This window comes from Sorangium sp. So ce296 (genome assembly GCF_051529605.1).
GTDB lineage: Bacteria > Myxococcota_A > Polyangia > Polyangiales > Polyangiaceae > Sorangium > Sorangium cellulosum_D.
In genome coordinates, this window is record NZ_CP150325.1 from 10,648,702 (window position 1) to 10,668,995 (window position 20,294).

The 20,294-nt window shown below is 74.4% G+C and carries 16 protein-coding genes and 1 tRNA gene; 1 reads left to right on the forward strand and 16 read right to left on the reverse strand.

Annotation, left to right across the window (positions count from 1 at the left end; all coding sequences use genetic code 11):
* Positions 1 to 122 precede the first annotated feature (122 nt).
* The 5 genes from WME98_RS39550 to WME98_RS39570 form a co-directional block, all read right to left on the reverse strand.
* The gene (locus WME98_RS39550) at positions 123 to 821 is read right to left on the reverse strand and encodes a hypothetical protein (RefSeq protein WP_437946870.1); all 699 of its coding nucleotides are present in this window, start codon (positions 819 to 821) and stop codon (positions 123 to 125) included.
* Positions 822 to 998: 177 nt separating this feature from the next.
* Positions 999 to 3,272, reverse strand: a complete 2,274-nt coding sequence (locus tag WME98_RS39555) for a hypothetical protein (protein ID WP_437946871.1) — start codon at positions 3,270 to 3,272, stop codon at positions 999 to 1,001.
* Between the two features lie 101 nt (positions 3,273 to 3,373).
* Positions 3,374 to 4,234: a lipoyl(octanoyl) transferase LipB gene (lipB, locus tag WME98_RS39560; RefSeq protein ID WP_437946872.1), complete on the reverse strand. Its 861-nt coding sequence runs from the start codon at positions 4,232 to 4,234 to the stop codon at positions 3,374 to 3,376.
* Between the two features lie 3 nt (positions 4,235 to 4,237).
* Positions 4,238 to 5,725, reverse strand: coding sequence for an HD domain-containing phosphohydrolase (locus tag WME98_RS39565; protein ID WP_437946873.1), 1,488 nt, complete (start codon positions 5,723 to 5,725; stop codon positions 4,238 to 4,240).
* Positions 5,726 to 5,957: 232 nt separating this feature from the next.
* Positions 5,958 to 8,165 (reverse strand): pseudouridine synthase, encoded by a 2,208-nt coding sequence (locus WME98_RS39570; RefSeq protein ID WP_437946874.1) that lies wholly within the window; start codon positions 8,163 to 8,165, stop codon positions 5,958 to 5,960.
* 434 nt (positions 8,166 to 8,599) lie between these two features.
* Here WME98_RS39570 and WME98_RS39575 point away from each other — a divergent pair, with 434 nt between their 5' ends.
* Positions 8,600 to 10,225 carry a PEGA domain-containing protein gene (locus WME98_RS39575; protein ID WP_437946875.1) on the forward strand — a complete coding sequence of 542 codons (1,626 nt, stop codon included), beginning with the start codon at positions 8,600 to 8,602 and terminating at the stop codon, positions 10,223 to 10,225.
* A gap of 10 nt (positions 10,226 to 10,235) precedes the next feature.
* Here WME98_RS39575 and cyaY read toward each other — a convergent pair whose 3' ends face one another.
* From cyaY to WME98_RS39630, 11 genes are all read right to left on the reverse strand, one after another.
* The gene (gene cyaY, locus WME98_RS39580) at positions 10,236 to 10,574 is read right to left on the reverse strand and encodes an iron donor protein CyaY (protein WP_061625070.1); all 339 of its coding nucleotides are present in this window, start codon (positions 10,572 to 10,574) and stop codon (positions 10,236 to 10,238) included.
* Positions 10,575 to 10,631: 57 nt separating this feature from the next.
* The gene (phnY, locus tag WME98_RS39585; protein WP_437946876.1) at positions 10,632 to 12,080 is read right to left on the reverse strand and encodes a phosphonoacetaldehyde dehydrogenase; all 1,449 of its coding nucleotides are present in this window, start codon (positions 12,078 to 12,080) and stop codon (positions 10,632 to 10,634) included.
* Positions 12,081 to 12,113: 33 nt separating this feature from the next.
* Positions 12,114 to 13,391, reverse strand: a complete 1,278-nt coding sequence (gene phnA, locus WME98_RS39590; RefSeq protein ID WP_437946877.1) for a phosphonoacetate hydrolase — start codon at positions 13,389 to 13,391, stop codon at positions 12,114 to 12,116.
* A 103-nt stretch (positions 13,392 to 13,494) separates the two neighbouring features.
* Complete coding sequence (locus WME98_RS39595; RefSeq protein ID WP_020735016.1) at positions 13,495 to 13,776, reverse strand: hypothetical protein; 282 nt, start codon at positions 13,774 to 13,776, stop codon at positions 13,495 to 13,497.
* A gap of 64 nt (positions 13,777 to 13,840) precedes the next feature.
* Positions 13,841 to 13,914 (reverse strand) — tRNA-Arg (locus tag WME98_RS39600).
* A gap of 111 nt (positions 13,915 to 14,025) precedes the next feature.
* Positions 14,026 to 14,766 carry a polyprenyl diphosphate synthase gene (uppS, locus tag WME98_RS39605; RefSeq protein WP_061625066.1) on the reverse strand — a complete coding sequence of 247 codons (741 nt, stop codon included), beginning with the start codon at positions 14,764 to 14,766 and terminating at the stop codon, positions 14,026 to 14,028.
* Between the two features lie 303 nt (positions 14,767 to 15,069).
* A complete protein-coding gene (locus WME98_RS39610; protein WP_061625065.1) occupies positions 15,070 to 16,440 on the reverse strand; it encodes a histidine kinase dimerization/phospho-acceptor domain-containing protein in 1,371 nt (456 codons plus the stop codon).
* A gap of 3 nt (positions 16,441 to 16,443) precedes the next feature.
* Positions 16,444 to 17,145: a winged helix-turn-helix domain-containing protein gene (locus WME98_RS39615; RefSeq protein ID WP_437337741.1), complete on the reverse strand. Its 702-nt coding sequence runs from the start codon at positions 17,143 to 17,145 to the stop codon at positions 16,444 to 16,446.
* Positions 17,146 to 17,280: 135 nt separating this feature from the next.
* Positions 17,281 to 17,859: a hypothetical protein gene (locus tag WME98_RS39620; protein ID WP_437946878.1), complete on the reverse strand. Its 579-nt coding sequence runs from the start codon at positions 17,857 to 17,859 to the stop codon at positions 17,281 to 17,283.
* Positions 17,860 to 17,870: 11 nt separating this feature from the next.
* Positions 17,871 to 19,151, reverse strand: a complete 1,281-nt coding sequence (locus WME98_RS39625; RefSeq protein ID WP_437946879.1) for a hypothetical protein — start codon at positions 19,149 to 19,151, stop codon at positions 17,871 to 17,873.
* A complete protein-coding gene (locus WME98_RS39630; protein WP_437946880.1) occupies positions 19,148 to 20,257 on the reverse strand; it encodes a hypothetical protein in 1,110 nt (369 codons plus the stop codon). Before WME98_RS39630 ends, WME98_RS39625 begins: the two co-directional genes overlap by 4 nt.
* Between the last annotated feature and the right edge of the window lie 37 nt (positions 20,258 to 20,294).

Sequence of the window (20,294 nt, forward strand, 5' to 3'; positions counted from 1 at the left end):
GTGGCGGCGAGCAGCCCAGGGCGCCTCCGCGCCGAACCAGGGAGCGAGGGCGACGGCGGCGCGCGCCGGGCGCTCGAGGGGCGCGCGCGGCGCGAGGCTAGCACGCGCGCCGCGGGACATGCTCAGCGGAGCTGCTCGCGGCGGGGGGAGGCGCGGGACGTGCCCGCGTCCTCCTCCTCGAACTCCTCGGCGTAGACCCGCGCCGCGGGGTCGGCCGCGCCGTGGCCCGGATCGATGCGGAGCGAGGGCTGGGGGAAGCGGAAGCCGGCCGCCCCCGAGACCCCGGGGAAGGTGTAGAGGATCTCGCCGCGATCGCCGATCTCGACGCCCACCTCGTCGGGGCGCTCCTTGGCGAGCTCGGTGAGCAGGGCGTCGGCCTCCGGGGCCGGCAGGTCGAGCGCGACGCCGACCTCCTGCGCGGTGAGCGGGCGGCGGCGGTGCGACGCGAGGGAGAAGATCGCCTGGGCCTGCGCGTCGCGGGAGGCCTTCACCCCGGACCGGGAGAGCTTCCGCCCGCTGACGAGGAGGAGCAGGCCGAGCGTCAGCGCGATGAACCCGATCGGCAAGCCGATCGCGAGCCCGGCGATCGAGCCCGGGAACAGCGCGGCCGCGCCCAGCCCGAGGAGCAGCGCCAGCGCGGTGCCCCCGATGAGGACCAGCCAGCCGAGCACGCCCGCGACGGCCCCCCCGACCGTGGACGGCTTCCCCGCCAGGCTGACCGACTTGCCCGCGAAGGGCAGGCGCTCCCGGCCGCACGCGGTGCAGTACGCCGCGAGCCCGCGGTGGATGACCGGCGCGTTCTTTCCGCAATGAGGACACATGACGACTCTCTCCGCGAGGAGCTCTTCGCGAGCCAGGCTGTAGCGTAGGAACCGAGCTCCCCCACCGCCAGATGTACGATGATGTGCTCTCCAGGTTTTTCGGGGGCATGCCGCGGAACGCCGGCGCGGTGGGGGTCCGTCCCGGCGCGATGTGCCTGGCGCGCGGGCGCGCGGGCGTCAGAGGCCGAGGTAGCGCGCGATCTCGGCGCGGGCCGGGTCGGAGGCCACGGCGCGCAGGGCCTCGTACCGGCGTTGCCACGCGGCCGCGCTGCCGTCGTCTCCGCGCCACCGCGCCGCTTCGGCCCGGGCGAAGGCGACGTGGCGGAGCGAGAAGCGGGGGGCGTCGAGCGCGAGGAAAGCGTCGAGCCACACCTCGGCGTCCCCTTCGCCCTCGCCGAGCAGCTGCGCCGCGAGCGCGGCGTACGGGACGAGCGCGGGCGGCGCGTCGCCCCGGCGGCGGAGGGCGGCGTAGCGGAGCGCGCGGCGCGTGGCCGGCGGCGCGTCGCGCGCGGCGCTCCAGGCGGCGAGCGCGCGCGCGAACGCCGGCTGGTCGCCGCGCGCCCAGGGCGCGTCGAGGCGCGCGAAGCCGACCCAGGGCCACGCGGCCGAAAGGTCCGCCGGCAGCAGCGCGGGCGGGACGCCCTGCCGGAGCGGCGAGCCGCCCTCGGAGGGGGCTAGGGCGAGCCGGGTCCACCGGGCGCGCGCCTCGAGCAGCGCGAGCCCGGCGAGCCCCGGCGGCGCGTCTACGGCGCCCGCCGCGCGCGCGGCCGCGGCCTCCTCGTCGGCGAGCACCGCCGCGCGCGCGGCGTCGAGCCGGCGCCCCAGCGAGGCGAGGAGCTCGGCGCGCTGCAGGTGCACGGCCGCGCGGAGGGCCGGCGGCGCCGCGGCGAGATCGACGCGCTCGATGAGGTCGAGCGCGCGCGGGCGATCGCCGGCGAGGGTCCACGCGCTGGATCGCGCGAGCGCGCGGGCCGCCTCCGGCGCGAGCTCCGGGGCGAGCGCGCCGAGGCGATCCAGGGCGTCGATCGCGCCGGGCGCGTCGCCCTCCAGGGCGAGCTCGCGCGCGGCCTTCAGCGCGAGGGATCCCGCGGCGGCGCGCAGGGCGTCGCCGTCGGACGGCGAGAGCTCGGGGGCGGCGGCCAGCTCGGCGGCGCGCGCCGCGGCGCGCGCGCGCAGCGAGCCGGCGACCACGGGCCTCGCGAGCCCGCGCTCCGGCAGCCAGTCGAGCGCGCGCAGCGAGCCCGCGCTCCGCGAGAGCGCCGCGCCGGCCGCCGCGCGCGCCGGGGCAGCGCCAGCTCCGGCGCCTCCGACCACGACGGCGTCCGCGCCGGCCGTCTCGGTCACGTCGCCCTCCGGCCGCGCGAGCGCGGCGGCCTCGATGGCGTCGAGCGCGCCGTCCTCCGCCAGCGCCACGGCGAGCAGATCGCCGCGGGCGTCCGGATCGAGCGCGTCGGCCGAGACGAGCAGGTCCCGGATCTCGCGCCCGGCGCGCCCCTTCGCGTCGGCGGCGTCGTCGCGGGCGGCGGCGAGGCGGGCGCGCTGCGCGAGCCGCGCCTCCACGGCGTCGGCCACGCCGGCCTCGGGGGCCTCCGGCATCGGCGGGGGCTCCACGCCGGCCCGGGCAGCGCAGGCGACGAGGACGGCGCGGACCTCCCCCCAGTTGCGCGCCATGCCCGCGTGGCGCTTCGAGGCCCGGTCGTCCTGGGTCAGCGTCAGGAGCTCGGCGCCGCGCTTCGCGTCCGCGCTCGTGCCGAGGCAGAGGATCGCGGCGACCGTCGTGCGCAGATCCTCGTCGCGGGGGTCCATCCCCGCGTAGCCGTTCGCGATCGCGAGCGCGCGCGGCAGGTCGCCCTCGGCGAGCGCCGCGCGGAGGGTCTGCACGCGCACGTGCCAGTCGGGCCAGCGATCCGGCTGCCCGAGGAGCGCGCGGCGGTCGCCGAGCCGCGCCGCCTCGCGCGCGAGGCTCGGCGCGCCGCGCGAGGGCCCCAGCTCGTCGAACGTGATGCGCGTGGAGCCGGCGGCGACCGTGGCCTCGGCCGTCGCCACCGCCTCGGTCGCCCTGGCGAGCGCCGCGCCGTCCGGCCGGCCGACGGCGGCGTCGACGTACTCGGCGACCGCGGCGCGCACGCCGAGCTCCTCGGCCAGCGCGCTCGCCGCGCCGTAGGTCCACGGCAGCCGCGACGGCAGCGCGAACCAGCGGATCTCGGGCCGGCAGTCGGGGAGCGCGGGGCCGCGCGGCGCCTCGATCGACGCGAGGCACGCCGCGGCGCTGCGCCTGCCGGCGAAGACCACCGCGACGGGCGCGAGGAGCACGAACACGAAGAGCGCCACGGCCGCCGTGGCGAGCACCAGGACGAGGGTGCGCTGCCAGCGCGGCCTCGGGGCCGCGGCGCCGCGGTGCAGGAGGGAGCCGTCGCCTTCACGGGGCCGTGTCGTGGGCTGCGCGCGCACGGGACCGCTATTAGCCCACGGCACGGCCGAGCGACACTGCCTCGGCGGCGCGGCTCGCCGCGTCGGCCGCGTCGCCCGCCGCGTCGCGCCGCCACGCGGCGCTACGGAGCGCTGTGGCTCTCGCCGGCCGCGGCGTCCGGGGCGAGCAGCGCCCCGGCGAGATCGGCGACCGCCGACAGATCCTCGACGCGGTCGACCTCGAGCTCGAGCCCGCGGGCGAGCTGCGGCGCGCTGGCGAGGGCGACCTCGGCGACGGTGAGCGTCCTCCCGGTGAGCTGCCCGGTGAGCTGGTGGAGCGACGTCACGCCGTGCTCGCGGATGCCGCAGGGCACGATCAGCTCGAACGCCCTGAGGTCCACCGCGATGTTGAACGCGAAGCCGTGCATGGTGAGCCAGCGCGAGAGGCGCACGCCGATCGCGCCGAGCTTGGCGAGCTCGCCCGCCCACGCGGAGCCGCCCCACTGCTCCGGGGCCGCGCGATCGACCCAGACGCCGATCATCCCGTCGACCACGCCGGCCTCGACGTAGTGCTCGCGCGCGAGCAGGATCATCACCTCCGCGAGCGACCGCACGTACCTGCGCACGTCGCACCGGTCCGGCCGGAGATCGAGCAGCGGGTAGCACACGAGCTGGCCGGGGCCGTGGTAGGTGACGTCGCCCCCGCGGCCCGTCGCGACGAGGTCGATGTCGCGCTCGTTCAGCGCGCCGGAGTCGAGCAGCACGTTCTCCGGGTTCGCCCGCGGGCCGAGCGTGATGACGGGGTCGTGCTCCAGGAGCAGGATCGTGTCGCCGATGCGCCCCTCGGCGCGCGCCTCGACGAGCTGCTTCTGCAGATCGTGGATCGGGGCGTAGCGGCGCCGGCCGATCCACACGGCGCGCGCGCGCCGCGGCTTCGGCGGCCCGAGCTCGGTGCCCTGGTCTCGCGGGGGCGCTAGGAGATCGCGGAGCGAGGTGGTCGGCATGGTCTACTCCGGGACCCTCTCGCCGTGCGCGCGCCGCTCGTCGCGGTAGGCCTCGATGTGCGTCGTGAAGCTCGCCGCGACCTCGGGGTCGAACTGCGAGCCCGAGCACCGCTCGATCTCGGCCACCGCGACCTCGTGCGGGAGCGCCCGGCGGTACGAGCGGTCGCTCGTCATCGCGTCGTACGTGTCGGCCACCGAGATGATGCGCGCGATGATCGGGATCTCGTTGCCCCGCATCCGGAGCGGGTAGCCGCGCCCGTCCCAGCGCTCGTGGTGCAGGTGCACGCCGGGGATGAGCGGGTGCAGGAACTTGATCGGATCGAGGATGTCGCGCCCGTAGACGGGGTGCCGCTTGAACACCTCGTACTCGTCGTTCGTGAGCTTGCCCGGCTTGTTCAGGTTGAGCACGCACCCGATCTTGCCGATGTCGTGCATGAGCGCGCTCTGCCGGACGATCTCGATCTCGTGCGGGCCGAGGCCGAGCCGCTGCGCGAGCATCACCGCGTAGACGGCGACCCGATCCGAGTGGCCCGCGGTGTAGCGGTCCATCTTGTCGATGGCCTTGGCGAGCCCCTCGATCGTCTGCTGGAACGTCGCCTGGAGGTCCTGGTAGAGGCGCGCGTTCTCGATCGCCGCCGCGGCGCGCGAGCCGATGATGCTGAGGAGCTTGCGCTGCCCCTCGTCGAAGCGCTTCGTCCGCGTGAACGACGCGACGGCGACGAAGCCCATGAGCCGCTTCTGGATGCGGAGCGGCACCGCGACCAGCGACTGGAGCGGCAGCGACGGCTCCGCCGCGAAGAACCTGAGCCCCTTCATGCCCTGCTCGAGGAGCAGCGCCTCGGGGCGGAAATGATCGAGCACGAGCGCCGGATCGAGCCTCCCGAGATCGGCCTCCGGCGGGAGCGACGGGCTGCGGAGGTGCTGCCGCTCGAAGAAGCTCCCCTCGCCGTCGTCGAGCCAGGTCGAGATGAGATCGCCGCGCACCTCGTGCAGGCAGCTGTCCGCGACGGTCTCGAGCACCTGATCGAGCGAGAGGCTCGCCGCGATCGCCTCGCTCACCTTGTAGAGCGACACCGCCTCGCGCAGCCGGATGTTCTCGGCGGCCATCCGCTGCTTCTCGATGCCGCGCTGGACCACGTGCACCACCTCGTCCAGCTTGAACGGCTTGAGCACGTAGTCGTAGGCGCCGCGCTTCATGGCGTCGATCGCGGTCTCGACGGTGCCGAAGCCCGTCATGATGACCGTGAGCGCGTTCGGCGCGGTCTTGCCGATCTCGTCCAGCAGCGCGATGCCGCCCATCCGCGGCATCTTGAGGTCGCTGATCACGAGGTCGTAATGGCCCTTCGTGAGCTCGCTCAGCGCGCTGGTGCCGTCCTCCGCAGTGCGGACGTAGTAGCCCTCCATGCCGAGGAAGTCGGCCAGCATGTCGCGGATCACCTTCTCGTCGTCCACGACGAGGATGCGAGGGCGGTCTTCTGGAAACGTGGACATGCGGCCGGCAAGCCTACCAGATCCGCTCGCAGCCCATCGGTCCAAGGTGGGCGGGTCGGGCACACGGACGGACCCGCGCCCCGCGAAGACCGATCTACCTGAGGCGCTCAGGTAAGGCGGACGGCGCCTCGGGTAAGGGAGCGACCGCCGCGAGCGCGGTGATCGCGACGGGAGCGCCGCGGCCGCCGACCGCGGCGGCCGGCCGGCCGCGCGCGGGAGCGGCGCGGGCCGCTCAGTCCTCGTCGCCGGTCGAGATGATGGGGTGCCGGATGGTCCGGGGCGACTCGTCCAGATCTGGGACGCGGATCGAGATGGGCCCGGGGCTGCGGATGGAGGGGGGCGGCGCGGACTCGGCGTCCTCGGTGCGCAGCGGGATCATCCTGCTGCTCGGAGCGGGCTCGTCCGTGGCCGTCGTCAGCACCGCGACGGCCCGCTGCTCGCCGAGGGCGTGCTTCTGCTCGAGGAAGCGCAGGACCGACGGGCCGGTCGAGCGCTCGAGCGCCGAGCGCAGGTCGCCGGGCAGCGTCGACTCGATGATCATCTTCACGCCCGTGCGGGGGTGCTCGATCTCGATGCGCACGAGGTGCACGAACGAGCGGTCGAGCCCGTGCTTCTCCTCGAAGTAGCGGTTCGTGGGCACGTGCCCGTAGCGCTCGTCGCCGAGGATCGGGTGGCCGATCGCGGCGAGGTGCCGCCGGATCTGGTGCGTGCGCCCGCCGTCCGGGATGACGCGGAGGATCGAGTGGCCCGAGGCGACGGCGAGGCGGCGGTACCGCGTGCGCGCGGTGTACGTGCGCGTCCCCTCGCGGAGATCGCGGGTGATCGCGCCCTTGCCCGGGGTCACGCCCTTGGCCGCGGCGAGGTAGATGAGGCGCCCCGTCTTCGTGAGCGCCTCACCCCAGCGCGCCGCTGCCTCCTCGTTTCGCGCGAGCATGACCAGGCCGCTCGTGCCCGGATCGAGCGCGTGCACGACCACGGGCGTCGTGGTGTTGCCCGGGATGCGGGCGCATCGGGCGAGCAGCGAGCCGAGGTACTCGGGCTGCGGGGCCACCGGCTCGTGCGGGCCCTTCTCGACGACCAGCACGCCGTCGTCGTCGTAGATGACCTTCGGCGCCGGCGGGGGCGTCCTCCGGAGGGCGGCGATCGTCTCGATCTCCTCCGTGAGCGGGATCATGTCGAGCGGCGTGAGCTCCGTCGACGAGTACCCGAGGCGGCAGAAGTGATCGAGGTCGCGCGCGAGCGTGTCGGGATCGCACGAGACGTAGACGAGCAGCGGCGCGCCGAGGCGCGCGATCGCCTCGCGCGCGGTCGGGGAGACGCCGCGGCGCGGCGGGTTCACCACGATGCCGTCGAACTTCTCCGAGCCGTTGACGAGCGAGCTCACGATCTCCGCGACGTCGCCGGTGCGCACCTCCACGCGCTGGCTCAGCCCCTGGGCCTCGGCCGCCGCACGGGCGTTCGCCGCCGCGGGCGCGAAGGACTCGACCATCAGGACGCGGTTGCCGCCCTGCGCCAGGGCGAGCGAGATCGCGCCCGAGCCGCCGTACAGATCGAGGATGCGCGGCGGCTCCTTGCGCCGGGAGGCCGGGCCCATCGGGGCCTCGCCTTCGATCACGGGCCCGTCGTTCTCGAGCGACGCGATCTCGCGGAGCAGGAGGGCGTGCACGCGCGCGGCCTGCGAGCGGTGCGCCTGCACGAACGAGCCGAACGCGGCGACGTGGTACGTCTGCCCGATCCGGTCCTCCGCGTGCGAGACGCCGTCGAGCACGATCGTCTCGGGGCCGAGGATCTGCGGCGCCTCCGCGTCGTGGAAGTTCGCCGCGACGCCGATGACGCGGGGGAGCATCTGGCGGATGGCGCGGCCTGCCTCGCGCAGCTCGTCGCGCGTGCACGCGCGCTCGCGCTGGAGGACGAACGTGATCAGCACGAACGCCGGGTTGTCCTCGGTCGCGCCCATCTCCGCGTAGAGCGGCGTGCCGGGCGCGAGGTGGACCTCGCGCAGGTCGAGGGCGCGGAGCACGCCGCCGCGCGCCGGATCGTACGGCAAGAGCAGCGGCCGGACCTCCGGCGGCGGGGACGCGATCAGCTCGCGGAGCCGCGAGGTCACCGCCGCGAGGGCCGGGGCGAGGACCCGGCAGCCCGGGATGTCGACGACCTCGTGATGCCCTGTGCGGCCGTACAGCCCGATCGCGCCGGAGGGGGCGACGATGAGCTTCGCTCGGCCGCGATAGCCGGTGATCGGATCAGCCGGGATGACCGGGCTCGTCTGGAGCAGCTCGAGCGACGGGTAGTGCGCGGCCGCGGACACGACCCTCGCGCGCTTCGTGCTGAGCTGCTCTGCGTAATCGCCCGCGATGAGCGGACAGCCCGCGCACTCGACCGAGTGCACGCACTCGATCAACGTGTTCGGGATCTCGCCTGCCTTCAATGTGCGCCGCACGGGCCCGGACAAAACGCCGCCGCCCGATCCCTCTGCGCCGGTGCTCTCGCCCAGCCCGTGCGGTTCTTCGATACCTGCGCCGGAAGCCATTCCGGGGGAGCTTACAGGGGCTCTCGGCCAGCGTCGAAGGTGTAAAGAGAAGTCCGTCGAGCTTTTCGTCTGCAGCGCTTCGACGTTCCGGGCGCGCTCGGGATCCCCGAAAAGCCCCGTGTCTCCCCGGCGGCCTGCGCGAGCGCCCGGACGGCGGGCCGTCCAGGCCGCGTTCGCTCCGTCGAGGCGGCCCGAGCCGAGGTAAGGAGCGGCGCGAGGCGCCGCCACATTGGCGCCCGCGCCGCTCCTTCCCTCGGGCCGCCGTGCCGTTCGCGACATCCGTGGGCGCAAATGGCGCGTCCGTCCCGCGCGCGCCGTGGATGAGGTGGTAGACTGAGCGCCTCTTGCGTCTTCCGATCGCTTCTCTCTTCGGCGTCCTGGCTGTGCTGTTCGCCCATGCGGCGCTCGCCGCGCCGGGCGACAAGGAGGCGAACCAGGGCATCAACGCGGCCCGGGGCGGGTTCTGCAAGCGGGCGATCCCGCTCCTCGAGTCCGCCGAGGGCCAGCGGCACCGCCCGAGCTCTGCGGTCCCGCTCGCCGACTGCTACGCGAAGCAGGGCGAGCTGCTGAAGGCGAGCGAGATCTATCACACGGTCGCGAGCGAGAAGAAGGAGCCCGGGTACACCGGCCGGGATGTCGTGGCCATCACATCGGCCAAGAAGAAGGCGGCGCAGCTCGACGCGCGCATCCCGACGCTCGTCGTCACGCCGGCGGAGCCCTACGCGGGGCTCGTCGTCGAGATCAACGACGAGGCGATCGGCGACCCATCGACGCCGCAGCGCTTCGATCCGGGCAAGCCGCTCTCGGTCGTCGCCAGGGCCGAGGGGTACGAGGAGCTCTCGCAGAAGATCACGCTGAAGGAGAAGCAGCGGCGCGAGCTCAAGCTGCGCCTCAAGCCGAAGCCCGGCGCGGCGAAGCCGGCGGAGAAGCCCGTGGCGGCGAAGCCGGCGGAGCAGAAGCCGCCGGAGAGGCCTGCGGCGGCGAAGCCGCCGGAGAAGAAGCCGGTGGCGAAGAAGCCGCCGGAGAAGAAGCCGCAGAAGCCGGTGGCGAAGAAGCCACCGGAGAAGAAGCCGACGAAGCCCGTGGCGAAGAAGCCGCCGGAGCAGAAGCCGACGAAGCCCGCGGCGACGGAGTCGGCGGAAGACGAGCCGCGCGTCGCGGCCGGGCCCGACGAGAAGGCGAAGCCGCAGGTCGAGATGCCCGAGCCCACGCCGCCGGACGAGATGCCCGAGCCCACGTCGCCGGCCCGGCGCAAGCAGCGGAACGTGTGGCTCGGCGCCGGCTTCCGGGGCTTCTTCGTCCCCCAGGTCATGTTCGGGCTCTTCGGGGAGGGCGGGCGGCACGCCTTCTTCCCCGGCGGAGACGTCTCGCTGTCCACGCGGCTCGGGCGGTTCGATCTCGTCTTCTCGGTCGCCTACGCGCGCTTCCGGTTGCAGGAGACGCCCTTCTTGCCGAACGGGCACCCCGACACCGACTACGAGATCATCGAGAGCGATCTCCAGGCGCTCCAGGCGGACGCCCGCCTGGTCTGGAACATTCCGCTCGATCGCGACGAGCGGTTCGCCTTCCGCGTCGGGGCTGGCCTCGGCGTGGGCTGGATGTTCATGGGCGAGCTCTACCGGACCCAGGCGTACCCCGGGGACGCCGTCCCCGGCGACCAGAGCACCTTCGTGCCGGGGGATCCGTACCGCTACAAGAAGTGCCGCGGGCCGAACAATCCGGAGGGGAGCTTCCGGTACTGCAACCAGCTCGACTACGACGCGGATCATTACCCCGGCTACGCCGAGCCGAGCTGGTTCACCCGCCCCAAGGGAAAGCCCCAGGGCCTGAAGCCGGTCGTCTATCCGTGGCTGCTCTTCCCCGAGCTCGGCCTCTCGTTCCGGCCGTGGGACCGCGTCGCCTTCGATCTGCGGGTCGGCGCCTCCGTGACGGGTCCGCTCGGCGCGCTCGGCATCCGCTTCGCGCTGTGAGCGGCGGGGCTCAGCGCTCGAGCTTCACGTCGCGGCGGAGCTTCCGGGAGACCACGGCCTCGAGCGTGCTCCAGAGCTCCTCGCCGGTCCTCTGCGCCACCCAGCGGCCTTCCGGCTGCAGGTAGTCGAAGTGCCACGCCGCCCGCTCGGCGGCCATCCAGATCTGCCGCGCCGCGCGGTGGCTGTTGACGACGTATTTGACGCCGTCCTCGAACTCCAGCGTGAGGATGCCGCTCTGCAGGTCGGCCTCCACGCCGTCGGGGATCTCGTTGATCGCCCGATCCAGCGCGCGCAGCGACCGATCGGCCACGGCGTCGAACTCACGCTCCGACAGGGGCTCTCCGCTCATGCCGCTCGGCTTACAACGGCGCGCGCCGCGGCGGTATGGGGAAGCGCCGGGGGCCGCTCACTCCCAGGGCACCGTGTAGAGCTTCACGTTGCTCATCGCCTTCATCGCCTCGACGACGCCCTCCTTGACCCCGGTGCCGCTGTCCTTGACGCCCCCGAACGGCGACAGCTCGGAGCGGTACCCCGGCACCTCGCGCACGTTGACCGTGCCGCAGCGCAGCTCGCGGACGAGCCGGTGGACGTGCCTCATGTCGTTCGTGCAGACGCCGGCGGAGAGGCCGTAGCTCGTCCCGTTCGCCACCGCGATCGCCTCGTCGATGTCCCTCACCCGGAGGATCGGCGCGTGCGGGCCGAAGGTCTCCTGCTGCACGGACGGGGCGTCGCGCGGCACGCGATCGATCACGGTGGGGCCGTACAGCGCCCCGCGGCGCTCGTTCCCGAACAACAGCTCGGCGCCCCGCGCGAGCGTGTCCGCCGCGGCCGCCTGGAGCTGCCGCGCCGCCGCCTCGGAGATCACCGTCCCCATGTCCGTCGCGGGGTCGCGCGGATCGCCGACCTTGACCTGCGCCGATGCGGCGGCGAGGCGCGCGGCGAACTCGTCCGCGACGCGCTCGCTCACGATGAGCCGCTTCACCGCCGTGCAGCGCTGCCCCGAGTTCTTGTAGCAGCCGTAGACGGCGAGCCGCACCGCCTCGTCCAGATCCGCGTCGTCGAGCACGATGAGCGGATCGTTGCCGCCGAGCTCGAGCACCGCGCGCCGGTAGCCGAGCATGCCGGCGATACGCTTGCCGATCTCGACCCCGCCGGTGAAGCTCACGAGCTCCACCGCGGGGTGGGTCACGAGCGCCCGCCCGATCTCGGCGGGGTCGCCGGTCACGACGCTGAGCATGCCGGGCGGCAGCCCCGACTCGTGCAGCACGGCCGCGAGGTAGACGGCGGAGAGCGGCGTCTTCTCCGACGGCTTGAGCACCATCGCGCTGCCGCTCGCGACGCTCGGCGCGACCTTGTGGGCGACCTGGTTCAGCGGGTGGTTGAACGGCGTGATCGCCGTCACGAGGCGCAGCGGCTCGCGCAGCGTGTAGCCGCGGCGGGGCTTGCCGTTCGCCGAGATGTCGAACGCGAGGCACTGGCCGTCGTCCCGGAGCGCCTCGTACGCGGCGAACCGGAGCACGTCGAGCGCGCGCCGCACCTCGTACGCCGTGTCCTTGAGGCACAGCCCGCTCTCCCACGTGATGAGGCGCGCGACCGCGTCCGCCTGCGCCTCGATGAGCGCCGCGGCGCGGAGCAGGATCTGGCTGCGCTCGTGGCGCGAGAGCCGCGGCGGGCCGGGCGACGCGGTCTCGATCGCCCGCGTCACCTCCTGCTCGTCGAGCCTCGGCACGCTGCCGATCACCTCGCCCGTGAACGGGTAGCGCACGAGGATGCGCTCGTCCCGGCTCACCGGCCTGCCCCCGATCAGGCACGGAAAATGGAACCCCGGTCGTTCGATGGAGAGCGTCGAGCCCATCCTGTCCCCCCTTCAGGCGCTCGATCGACGGCGCTAGGCCGCGGCGATCGAGAGTCGGTTCAGCAAGAGATCGAAGACGTCCGCGTTCGACAGCGCGCACGGCCGGCCGCTCGCCGCGCCCGCGTCCGCGCCGAGCAGCCTTGCGCGCTCCTCGGGCCGGAGCGGGTGGCTCGCGAGGATCGGCACGTCGGCCTCGTGCAGGCCGCCGTGAGACCTGAGCCCGCGCCGCACCGCGGACAGGTCGTGGTAGGCCGCGCTCTTGCCGAGCACCGTGCTCCGATCGCCGAGGACCACGAGGTCGCCGATCCGGTCGGGCGGCAGCGCGAAGCGCCGCGCGGCCTCGTCGCGGGGCAGGACGAGCTCCACGCCCGGGAGCCGCGCGAGGACCTCGGCGGCGCGCGGCTGCGCCGAGGCGCAGGCGTACACGGTGGCGTACGACCCGAGCGCGCCGTGGTGCACCACGTACGGGTCGGTGATCGGCAGGAGCACCCGGAAGCCCGAGAGGCCGGCCTCGCGGAGCGCGTCCTCGAGGTAGCGCACGTTGGGCGAGCCATCCGGCGCGGTCTTGTCGTTCATGCCGTGATCCGCGGTGATGCCGCAGACGAACCCGGCGTCGAGGTACGCGCCGAAGAGCGCGTCGAAGCGGGCGTAGAACCGATCCGACATCGGCCCGCGCGGCGGCTCCTTGTGCTGCACGTAGTCGGTCAGCGACACGTAGAGCAGCGTGGCCGAGACCCGCTCGTGCAGCGCGAGGCCCATCTCCATCGCGTAGTGCGAGATGTCCCAGTCGTAGATCGACGGGTTCTCGCGGCCGACCGCGGCGGTGATGGACGCGATCCCGTGCTCCGGGAGCGCCTGCTCGTGCGCCTTCTCGGCCGACAGCGAGATCGGGCGCGGCCCCCCCTCGCGGCAGGCGCCGAGCAGCGCGCGGAGCTTGTCCTTGGCCGTGATGCAGAGGGTCCGGACGCCGGCCTGCTCCATCCTCTCGAAGAGCGTCGGGACGCGCAAAAACCGCGGGTCGTTCATCGGCACCTCCTCCCCCGAGTCGGCGTCGAAGTAGTAGTTGCCCGAGATGCCGTGCACGCGCGCCGGCTGGCCGGTCACGATGGACACGTTGTTCGGGTTCGTGAAGCTCGGGATCTGGCCGCGGCCGCGCACGTACAGGCCGCCTCCGGCGAGCGTGGCCGCGAGCCGAGGCATCAGCCCGTCCGCGAGCGCCTGGTCGAGGTACTCGGGCGCGCAGCCGTCGACGCAGAACACCACGGTCTTGCGCGCGGGCAGCGCGTAGCGCCGATCGCACAGATCGATCATGCCGAACGCTGACACGCAGCGCGCGGGCCGAGAAGGGCGGCGGCCGCGGCGCCGCCGGGGCCGCTCCGCCTCGAACGGCGGGCGCGGCGCGCGCCGCGGCGGATCAGTAGCCCGGCCAGGGGTCGGCCGGCTTCGGAGGCGCCGGGGCCGGCCGCTTGAAGCACATCACGCCGGCGTCGAGCGCCACGAGCTCCCAGCCGCTCTCCCCGCGCGCCTTCGCGACGGCGCGGGCTTCCTCGACGCCGTGCGCCTGCTCGCAGTCCTGCTCCCACCGCGGCGCGGGGGCGCTCGGCGCGACCCCCTGGGCGCGCACCCGCCCCGCCGCGAGCGCGCAGGCCGCGCCCAGCACCAGACCGCCCAGCACGAGCACGACCCGCTTCTCCATGATTCCAGGAACATGGTGGTCCGCTGCGGGCAGGACCGTCAAGCGACGCACCGGGGACGTTCGGCACGCCCGGCAGGATTCGAACCTGCGACCCGCGGCTTAGAAGGCCGCTGCTCTATCCAGCTGAGCTACGGGCGCGTGGACGACAAGCGCGTCATTCGTACTGCATCGCGGCCCCGGAATCGAGCGTCACGAGCGGCGCGGGCGTGCGCGCGCGGGCGCGGGCGCGGCACGCCGCGCTGCGCCGGTTCAGCCCGACGCGGCCATCCGCCGGACCTGCTCGCCGGTCCGGCCGTAGCGCCGCTGCCGCCGGGCGTAGGTCTCGAGCGCCTCGTCGAAGGTCGCCTCGGTGAAATCGGGCCAGAGCGTGTCGGTGAAGAACAGCTCCGCGTACGCGGCCTCGAAGAGCAGGAAGTCGCTGAGGCGCTTCTCGCCGCCGGTGCGGATGATGAGATCCGGATCCGGCATCGCGCTGGTCGTCAGGAAGTTCCGGAGCGACTTCTCGTTGATCTCCTCCGGGATGACGAGCCCGGCGCGCGCGCGGACCGCGAGCGCGCGCATCGCGTTCGCCATGTCCCGGCGGCCGCCGTAGCTCAGCGCGAGCGCCAGGGTCATCTCGGTGCCGCCCGAGGTGTCCTCCACGAGCTTCTCCATCGCGCGCCGCGTCGGGGTCGGGATGTCCTCGAGGTCGCCGACGATCTGCACCGCGATGCCGCGCCGGATCAGCTCGTCGTGCTCCCCCTCGGCGAACTCCTGGCAGATGCGCATCAGCGCGTCGATCTCGTCCTTGGGCCGCGACCAGTTCGCGACGCTGAAGGCGTAGAGCGTGAGGTACGGGATGCCGCGATCGCGGCAGGCGCGCACCGAGAGGCGCACGGCCTGCGCGCCGTGCCGGTGCCCCTGCATCCGGGGGAGACCCCGCGCCGCTGCCCAGCGGCCATTGCCATCGAGGATGATCGCGACGTGCTTGGGGAGAGTGCTGGACGTCATGGTTTTCCTGGTGGGGACGACGACCCACTTTGCGCCGACCTTCGGCGCGCTAGGGGGGCAGACGGTGATGCGATTATGGAGGTTCTGTGGAGGATGCCGCGGATGAGCTCAAGGGCCGCTGCCCGTGGACCTTAGCGCGCGCCCGGCGGAGCGCTCCGCCGGGCGGCCGGCCGCGTCTTCGCACCACCGATCGGGTGTGCTGTCAAACCGGAGAAACCTCCCGGAAACCAAAATGCTCCCGGGGGTGGCCCCGCGGTGGATTGCGAGGAAATGGAGCGGGGGAGCTCGTGGTTTCCAAGCGGCTCAGGCCCCCGGCAGCGACAGCTTGAACTCGACCTCGGGCGGCCCGCGGTGGGTGCACTCGGCCGAGCCGCTGTGGGCCTCGGCGATCGCCTTGACGATCGCGAGGCCGAGGCCGGTGCCGCCCCGGTCGGCGCGGGTCGTCACGAACCGGCGGAACAGGCGGCCGGCGACGTGCCGCCCGATCTCGCCGCGGTTGCGGATCGCGATCGCGACCTGTCCGCCCAGGCGGGACACGGCGATGTGGATGGGCGCCGCGGCGTCGCCGTGCGTGCGCGCGTTGTCGAGCAGGTTGTCGAGCGCGCGCGACAGCCAGAGCTCGTCGCCGCGCACGGCCGCCGAGCTCGGCGCGTCGAGCTCGACGCGGCTGCCGCGCTCCCGCGCCCGAGCCGCGGCGGCCTGCGCGATCGCGACGAGGTCGATGACCGCGGCGTGCTCCACGCCGCGCGCCTCGAGGCGCGCGAGCGACAGGAGCTCCCCGAGGAGCGCCTCGATCCGGGTGATCGCCTCGCGGATGCGGGCGACGAAGCGCGCGGCCTCCTCGGGGTCGTCGAGCGCGCCCTCGGAGAGCACCTCGGCGCTGGCGCGGATCGCGGCGACCGGGTTCTTGAGCTCGTGCGAGAGGTCCGCGGCGAACGTCTCGACGAAGGGGCGGCCCTCGAGCTGGCGCCGCATCGAGTCGATGGCGCGCGTCAGCCGCTGGACCTCGCGGCCCTGGGCCGGCGGCGGCGCCGCGCGCACCTCCCCCTCGCTCACGCGCACGGCGAACTCGGTGAGCGCCTCGATCGGCGTCGCGATGGCGCGGCCGATCAGGAAGGACGAGAGCGCCGCCGCGGCGCCGAGCACCGTGCTGATCACGAGGATCGGCGGGGCGAAGTCGGCGACCATCCGCTGCACGACGATGGTCGGCTTCACGACCTGCACGCTCCCGACGCGCCGGCCGCGGACCTCGATGGGCGCGGTCACGAAGACCGTCCCGGGCTCGCCCGGCGACGCGCCGCGGGCCCGGAGCACGCGCCCCTCCGGGTCGAGCAGCGCGATGTTCTGGGCCGTCGGGCCCTCGCCGTCGAGCGCGCGCACGGCCGCGAGGTCGACGCCGCGGACCTCCATCTCCATCGCGGCGACGGCGGCGAACGCGGCCGCCTCGTCGCGCGCGCTGCCCTCGGCGAGCAGCGTCGCGCGCGCCTCGATGCGATCGATGACGAGCAGCCCGAGCCCGAACGCGAACGCGCCGACGATGCCGCCGAGCGCGATGAAGATCTGCATCCGGATGCTCATCCCGGCCGTCCGGGCGCGGACGAGGCGGGAGGCGAACAGCGCGACGAGCAGGATGATCGAGACGGCCGCCGCCGCGGTGACGACGAGGCGCACCATGGGCTAGGCGCCGCCTTCCGGGGGGCTCGGCTTGTCGGTGACGCGGTAGCCGACGCCGCGCACCGTCTCGATGAGGTCGGCGTCGCCCCCGGCCTCGACGACCTTCTTCCGGAGCCCCTTCACGTGCGAGTCGATGGTCCGGTCGGTGATCGCGAACCCGTCGCCCCAGACGCGGTCGATGAGCTGCGCGCGCGTGAACACCCTGCCCGGCGCGGCGAGCATGCAGGCGAGCAGGTCGAACTCGACGCGGGTGAGGTCGACCTTCTGGCCGTTGACGTGCGCCCTCCGCGTGGCCTCGTCGACCATGAGCGGCAGCGGCGCGGGGGCGGCGTCGGGCGCCTGCGGCCGCGCGGCGCGGCGCAGGACGGCCCGCACCCGCGCGACGATCTCCCGCGGCGAGAACGGCTTGGTCACGTAGTCGTCGGCGCCGGTCTCGAGCGCGGCGACGCGGTCGGCCTCGCCGTCGCGGCTCGACAGGACGATGATCGCGGCGCGCGCCCCGCTCCGCCGCACCTGGCCGATGAGATCGAAGCCGCTGCCGTCGGGGAGCATCAGGTCGAGGATGATGAGGTCCGCCTTGTCGATCTCCCGCTCGGCGGCGGCGAGCGTGGTGGCGACCGTGGCCGCGAACCCGTCGCGGCGCAGGAAATAGGCGATCGACTCGGCGATGGCCGGCTCATCCTCGACGACCAGGACCTTGGCCATGATCGGGGAGCCTAGACCGGCGCGGCGGACGCGTCGACAGGGCTGGCCGGCGGGGTCGTGCCGCCACATTGTGGCGTGGTCACGCGCACTTACGTGGCGTGGCCGGGCGCTCCGGGCAATCCGCGCGACCCGCGCTCACGGGAGCGCCGCGTTCACGAGCTCGCGCACGATGCCGAGCAGCCGGTCGTAGTGCTCCGGGATGGGCCGCAGGCCGGCGCAGTGCACCACGAGCCCGCCGGGGCGGAGCTCGAGGTGACCCTGGAAGCCGCGGCGAGCGAGGAGCTTGCGCAGGCGCGGGTGGAACGCGGCGGCGGCCTCGCGCGGCGAGGCGGCGAAGGTCGTCACGTGGGCGTCCCAGAGCGCGTCGCCGAGGACGACCCGGGGCGGCGGGGCGCTCTCGATGAAGGCGACGCGGGTCAGGAAATGCTCGCCGACGCGCATCGCGGCGCGGCGCTGGAGCGCCGGGTGCGCCGCGAAGCCGAGCAGCGATCGCTCGAGCGGCTCGGCGTCGCCGTCCGCGTACCACGGCTCGACGATGACCGCGTGCCCGGGGTTCGCCGTCCACGTGCACGAGGAGAGGTAGGCGGACGGGGGCGCGATCGTGTCGTACGGCTCCCAGCGGCGGAACCAGGCGTCGTCGGGGCGCGCGGTGAAGGCGAGGCCCCGCCGGGCAGCCCACGCGGCGATGAGCTCGGAGCCGAGCGAAGGCGGCATGGCCTGCGAGGTTAATCCCCGCGACGGCGCCTCGGAAGCCTCCGCCGCCACGCCGCGGCGAGCGCGCCCGCGCCGAGCGCCATCCAGGACGCCGCGCCGGCGGCGCCGCCGCTCCCGGGCAGGTCGCAGGAGCACCGGCCGTAGAGGCCCACCGTCGTCGTGGTCGTTCCGTCGTCGTTGCCGTCGTCGTCCACGGGGCCTCCGGGTCCTCCCTGGCCTGCGGTCACGGGCGCGCCTCCGGTGTTGCCGTCCGGTCCGCCGCTGCCGCCCACGCCCCCAGCGCCGCCGCTGCCTCCTGCGCCGCCGTCGCCACCTGTGCTGCCGCTGTCGCCGCCACCTGTACTGCCGCCGCCGCCGCTGCCGCCCACGCCCCCCGCGCCGCCGTCGCCCGTCGGGCCGCCGTCGTCGGCGCAGCGCGTGACGTGGAGGGGCCGCGTGCGCGTGCAGTCCGTCGGCGAAGCGCAGCGCGGATCGGAGAGCGCGGCCGGCGCGCCGCCGGCGCCGATCTCGCCGAGGGCCGGGTAGGCGACCTCGATCTTCTCCCAGCGCCCGCCGGTGTGCTCCATCCGGCCGAACACCCGCTCCTGGTACGGAGCGGCGCCGCCGATCGCCGGATCGTAGACGCCGCGCCCCGCGTCGTAGTTGGGGTTGTTCGGGTTGTTGACGTACGACAGCCCGTTGTACGCCCACACGGCGCTGTACCAGTGCTCGACGATCGCCGGCTGCCGGTCGCCGACGCAGCGCGTGGCCTTCCACTTCATCGCGAGGATGTGCGTGCCCGTGGCCGCGTTGTACGTCGGGTCCGCGGCCACGCGGCGCGGATCGAAATCCGGGCTGTCGCCGCCGCGCATGCCGCTCGTGATCTGCGAGGCGCCGTAGCCGCAGTCGAACGAGATGATCGTCCGCGAGCTCGCCCCCGCCTGGTCCATCGGCCGGTCCGGCGCGCAGAACTGCTGCCACCCCGACTCCTGCATGGCGATCGCCTTCAGCAGCTCGCACGGGAACGTCGCGTCGACCTGCCGCGGCGCCTCGGGCTTCTCGCAGCCCTGGCCGAGATCGATGGTCTCCGGGCCGGCGTCCCCCCAGGCCGCGGGGCCCCGCGAGACGAGATCGAAGATGGCGTTCCACTCCGCGACCGACGGGTTGATCCCGGGCACAGCCTCGATTGCGCACCCGCGATCGTTGTAGGCGCTCGACGCGGTGAAGCAGGGGCAGTACGCCGCGCGGGCGTCCGGCGCCACAAGCGCGGCCGCGGAGACCGCCGCCGGGACCAGGAGAAGGCGGCCCCTCACGGCTCCTCCTTCGCGGTGGTGAAGCCGGCGACGGCGATGCGCGCGCCGGACGGCGCGGGGATCGCGAAGGCCTCGCCGCTCTCCGCGTGGATCGCGAAGGGGACGGCGAACGCGGAGGGGTTCGTGTGCAGCGCGGCGACCCACGCCCCATCCGGCGAGACGGCCTGGATGGCGTCGACGCCGGCGCCGAGCGGGCCGCGGACCTCGGCGCTGGCGCCGACCACGCGGAGCCCGGCGGCGCGATCGGGCGTGTACGCGAGCCCGCCGCCCGGCCATGCGTGCGGGGCGAGGCCGCTGTTCGCGCTCACCTCGAGCCGGGCGCGCTTGCCGCGGGCGAGATCGAGGCGATCGATGACCCACAGGCCGGGATCGGTCTCGTGCCGCTCCTGGAACACGAGCGCGCCCGTGGTCGCGTCGATCGAGAAATCGCGCGCGAACGGCGGGATTGACGGGGCGATCACGCGCGACGCGCCCGAGTCGGGGTTCACGAGGACGAGGTCGGCCGACCCAGGGGAGACGCGGTAGACGACGAGCTCGCCGTTCCACGCGCCGGCGAGGAAGGCGAGGTAGCCCGTGTGCCGGTGCGCGGTGCGCGTCGCGCCGGTGGCGAGGTCGACCTCGTCGATCGTGAGCGCGTCGACCCGGAGCCGCGCGAGGTCGCCGTCCATCGGCGGCTCCGGGCCGGCGACGCCGCGCGAGACGAAGACGCGCCCGTCGGCGGTGACGAGCGGGCGGCTCGCGTGCACCACGCCGTCGCAGAGCGCGACCGGCTCGGCGTGCGGCTCGACGCGGAAGAGGGTCGCGTTGAACGAGCGATCGCGCGACGGGCGCGTGTCGGCGGTCGCGACGACGATCGGCGTCCGCGGCACGACGCGGGCGCGGACGACCGCGTCGCCGAGGTGCTGGAGCGTGGCCAGGGCGGGGCCGGCCTGGCCGCCCCCGACGGCGGCGATGTGGAGCGTGGTCCGGGTCGCCCCCGGCGACGTCGCGAGAATCGCGACCCGGGCGGCGGCGGCGCTCGCAGCGGGCGCCGCCGCGGCCGCGGGCACGAGGAGGTGGCCGATCCGCGCGAGCGCGGGCGCGGGGGCCTCGCCGCGGGCGAGCACCGCGGCTCCCGCGACCGACAGCGCGGCGAGCAGCGCG

Coding starts and splice junctions, on each gene's coding strand:
- WME98_RS39615 (WP_437337741.1), bottom strand. CDS start 17,145: ATGGCCAAGGTCCTGGTCGTCGAGGATGAGCCGGCCATCGCCGAGTCG.
- phnY (WP_437946876.1), bottom strand. CDS start 12,080: ATGGGCTCGACGCTCTCCATCGAACGACCGGGGTTCCATTTTCCGTGC.
- lipB (WP_437946872.1), bottom strand. CDS start 4,234: ATGCCGACCACCTCGCTCCGCGATCTCCTAGCGCCCCCGCGAGACCAG.
- uppS (WP_061625066.1), bottom strand. CDS start 14,766: ATGACGTCCAGCACTCTCCCCAAGCACGTCGCGATCATCCTCGATGGC.
- WME98_RS39550 (WP_437946870.1), bottom strand. CDS start 821: ATGTGTCCTCATTGCGGAAAGAACGCGCCGGTCATCCACCGCGGGCTC.
- WME98_RS39565 (WP_437946873.1), bottom strand. CDS start 5,725: ATGTCCACGTTTCCAGAAGACCGCCCTCGCATCCTCGTCGTGGACGAC.
- cyaY (WP_061625070.1), bottom strand. CDS start 10,574: ATGAGCGGAGAGCCCCTGTCGGAGCGTGAGTTCGACGCCGTGGCCGAT.
- phnA (WP_437946877.1), bottom strand. CDS start 13,391: ATGATCGATCTGTGCGATCGGCGCTACGCGCTGCCCGCGCGCAAGACC.
- WME98_RS39620 (WP_437946878.1), bottom strand. CDS start 17,859: ATGCCGCCTTCGCTCGGCTCCGAGCTCATCGCCGCGTGGGCTGCCCGG.
- WME98_RS39595 (WP_020735016.1), bottom strand. CDS start 13,776: ATGGAGAAGCGGGTCGTGCTCGTGCTGGGCGGTCTGGTGCTGGGCGCG.
- WME98_RS39610 (WP_061625065.1), bottom strand. CDS start 16,440: ATGGTGCGCCTCGTCGTCACCGCGGCGGCGGCCGTCTCGATCATCCTG.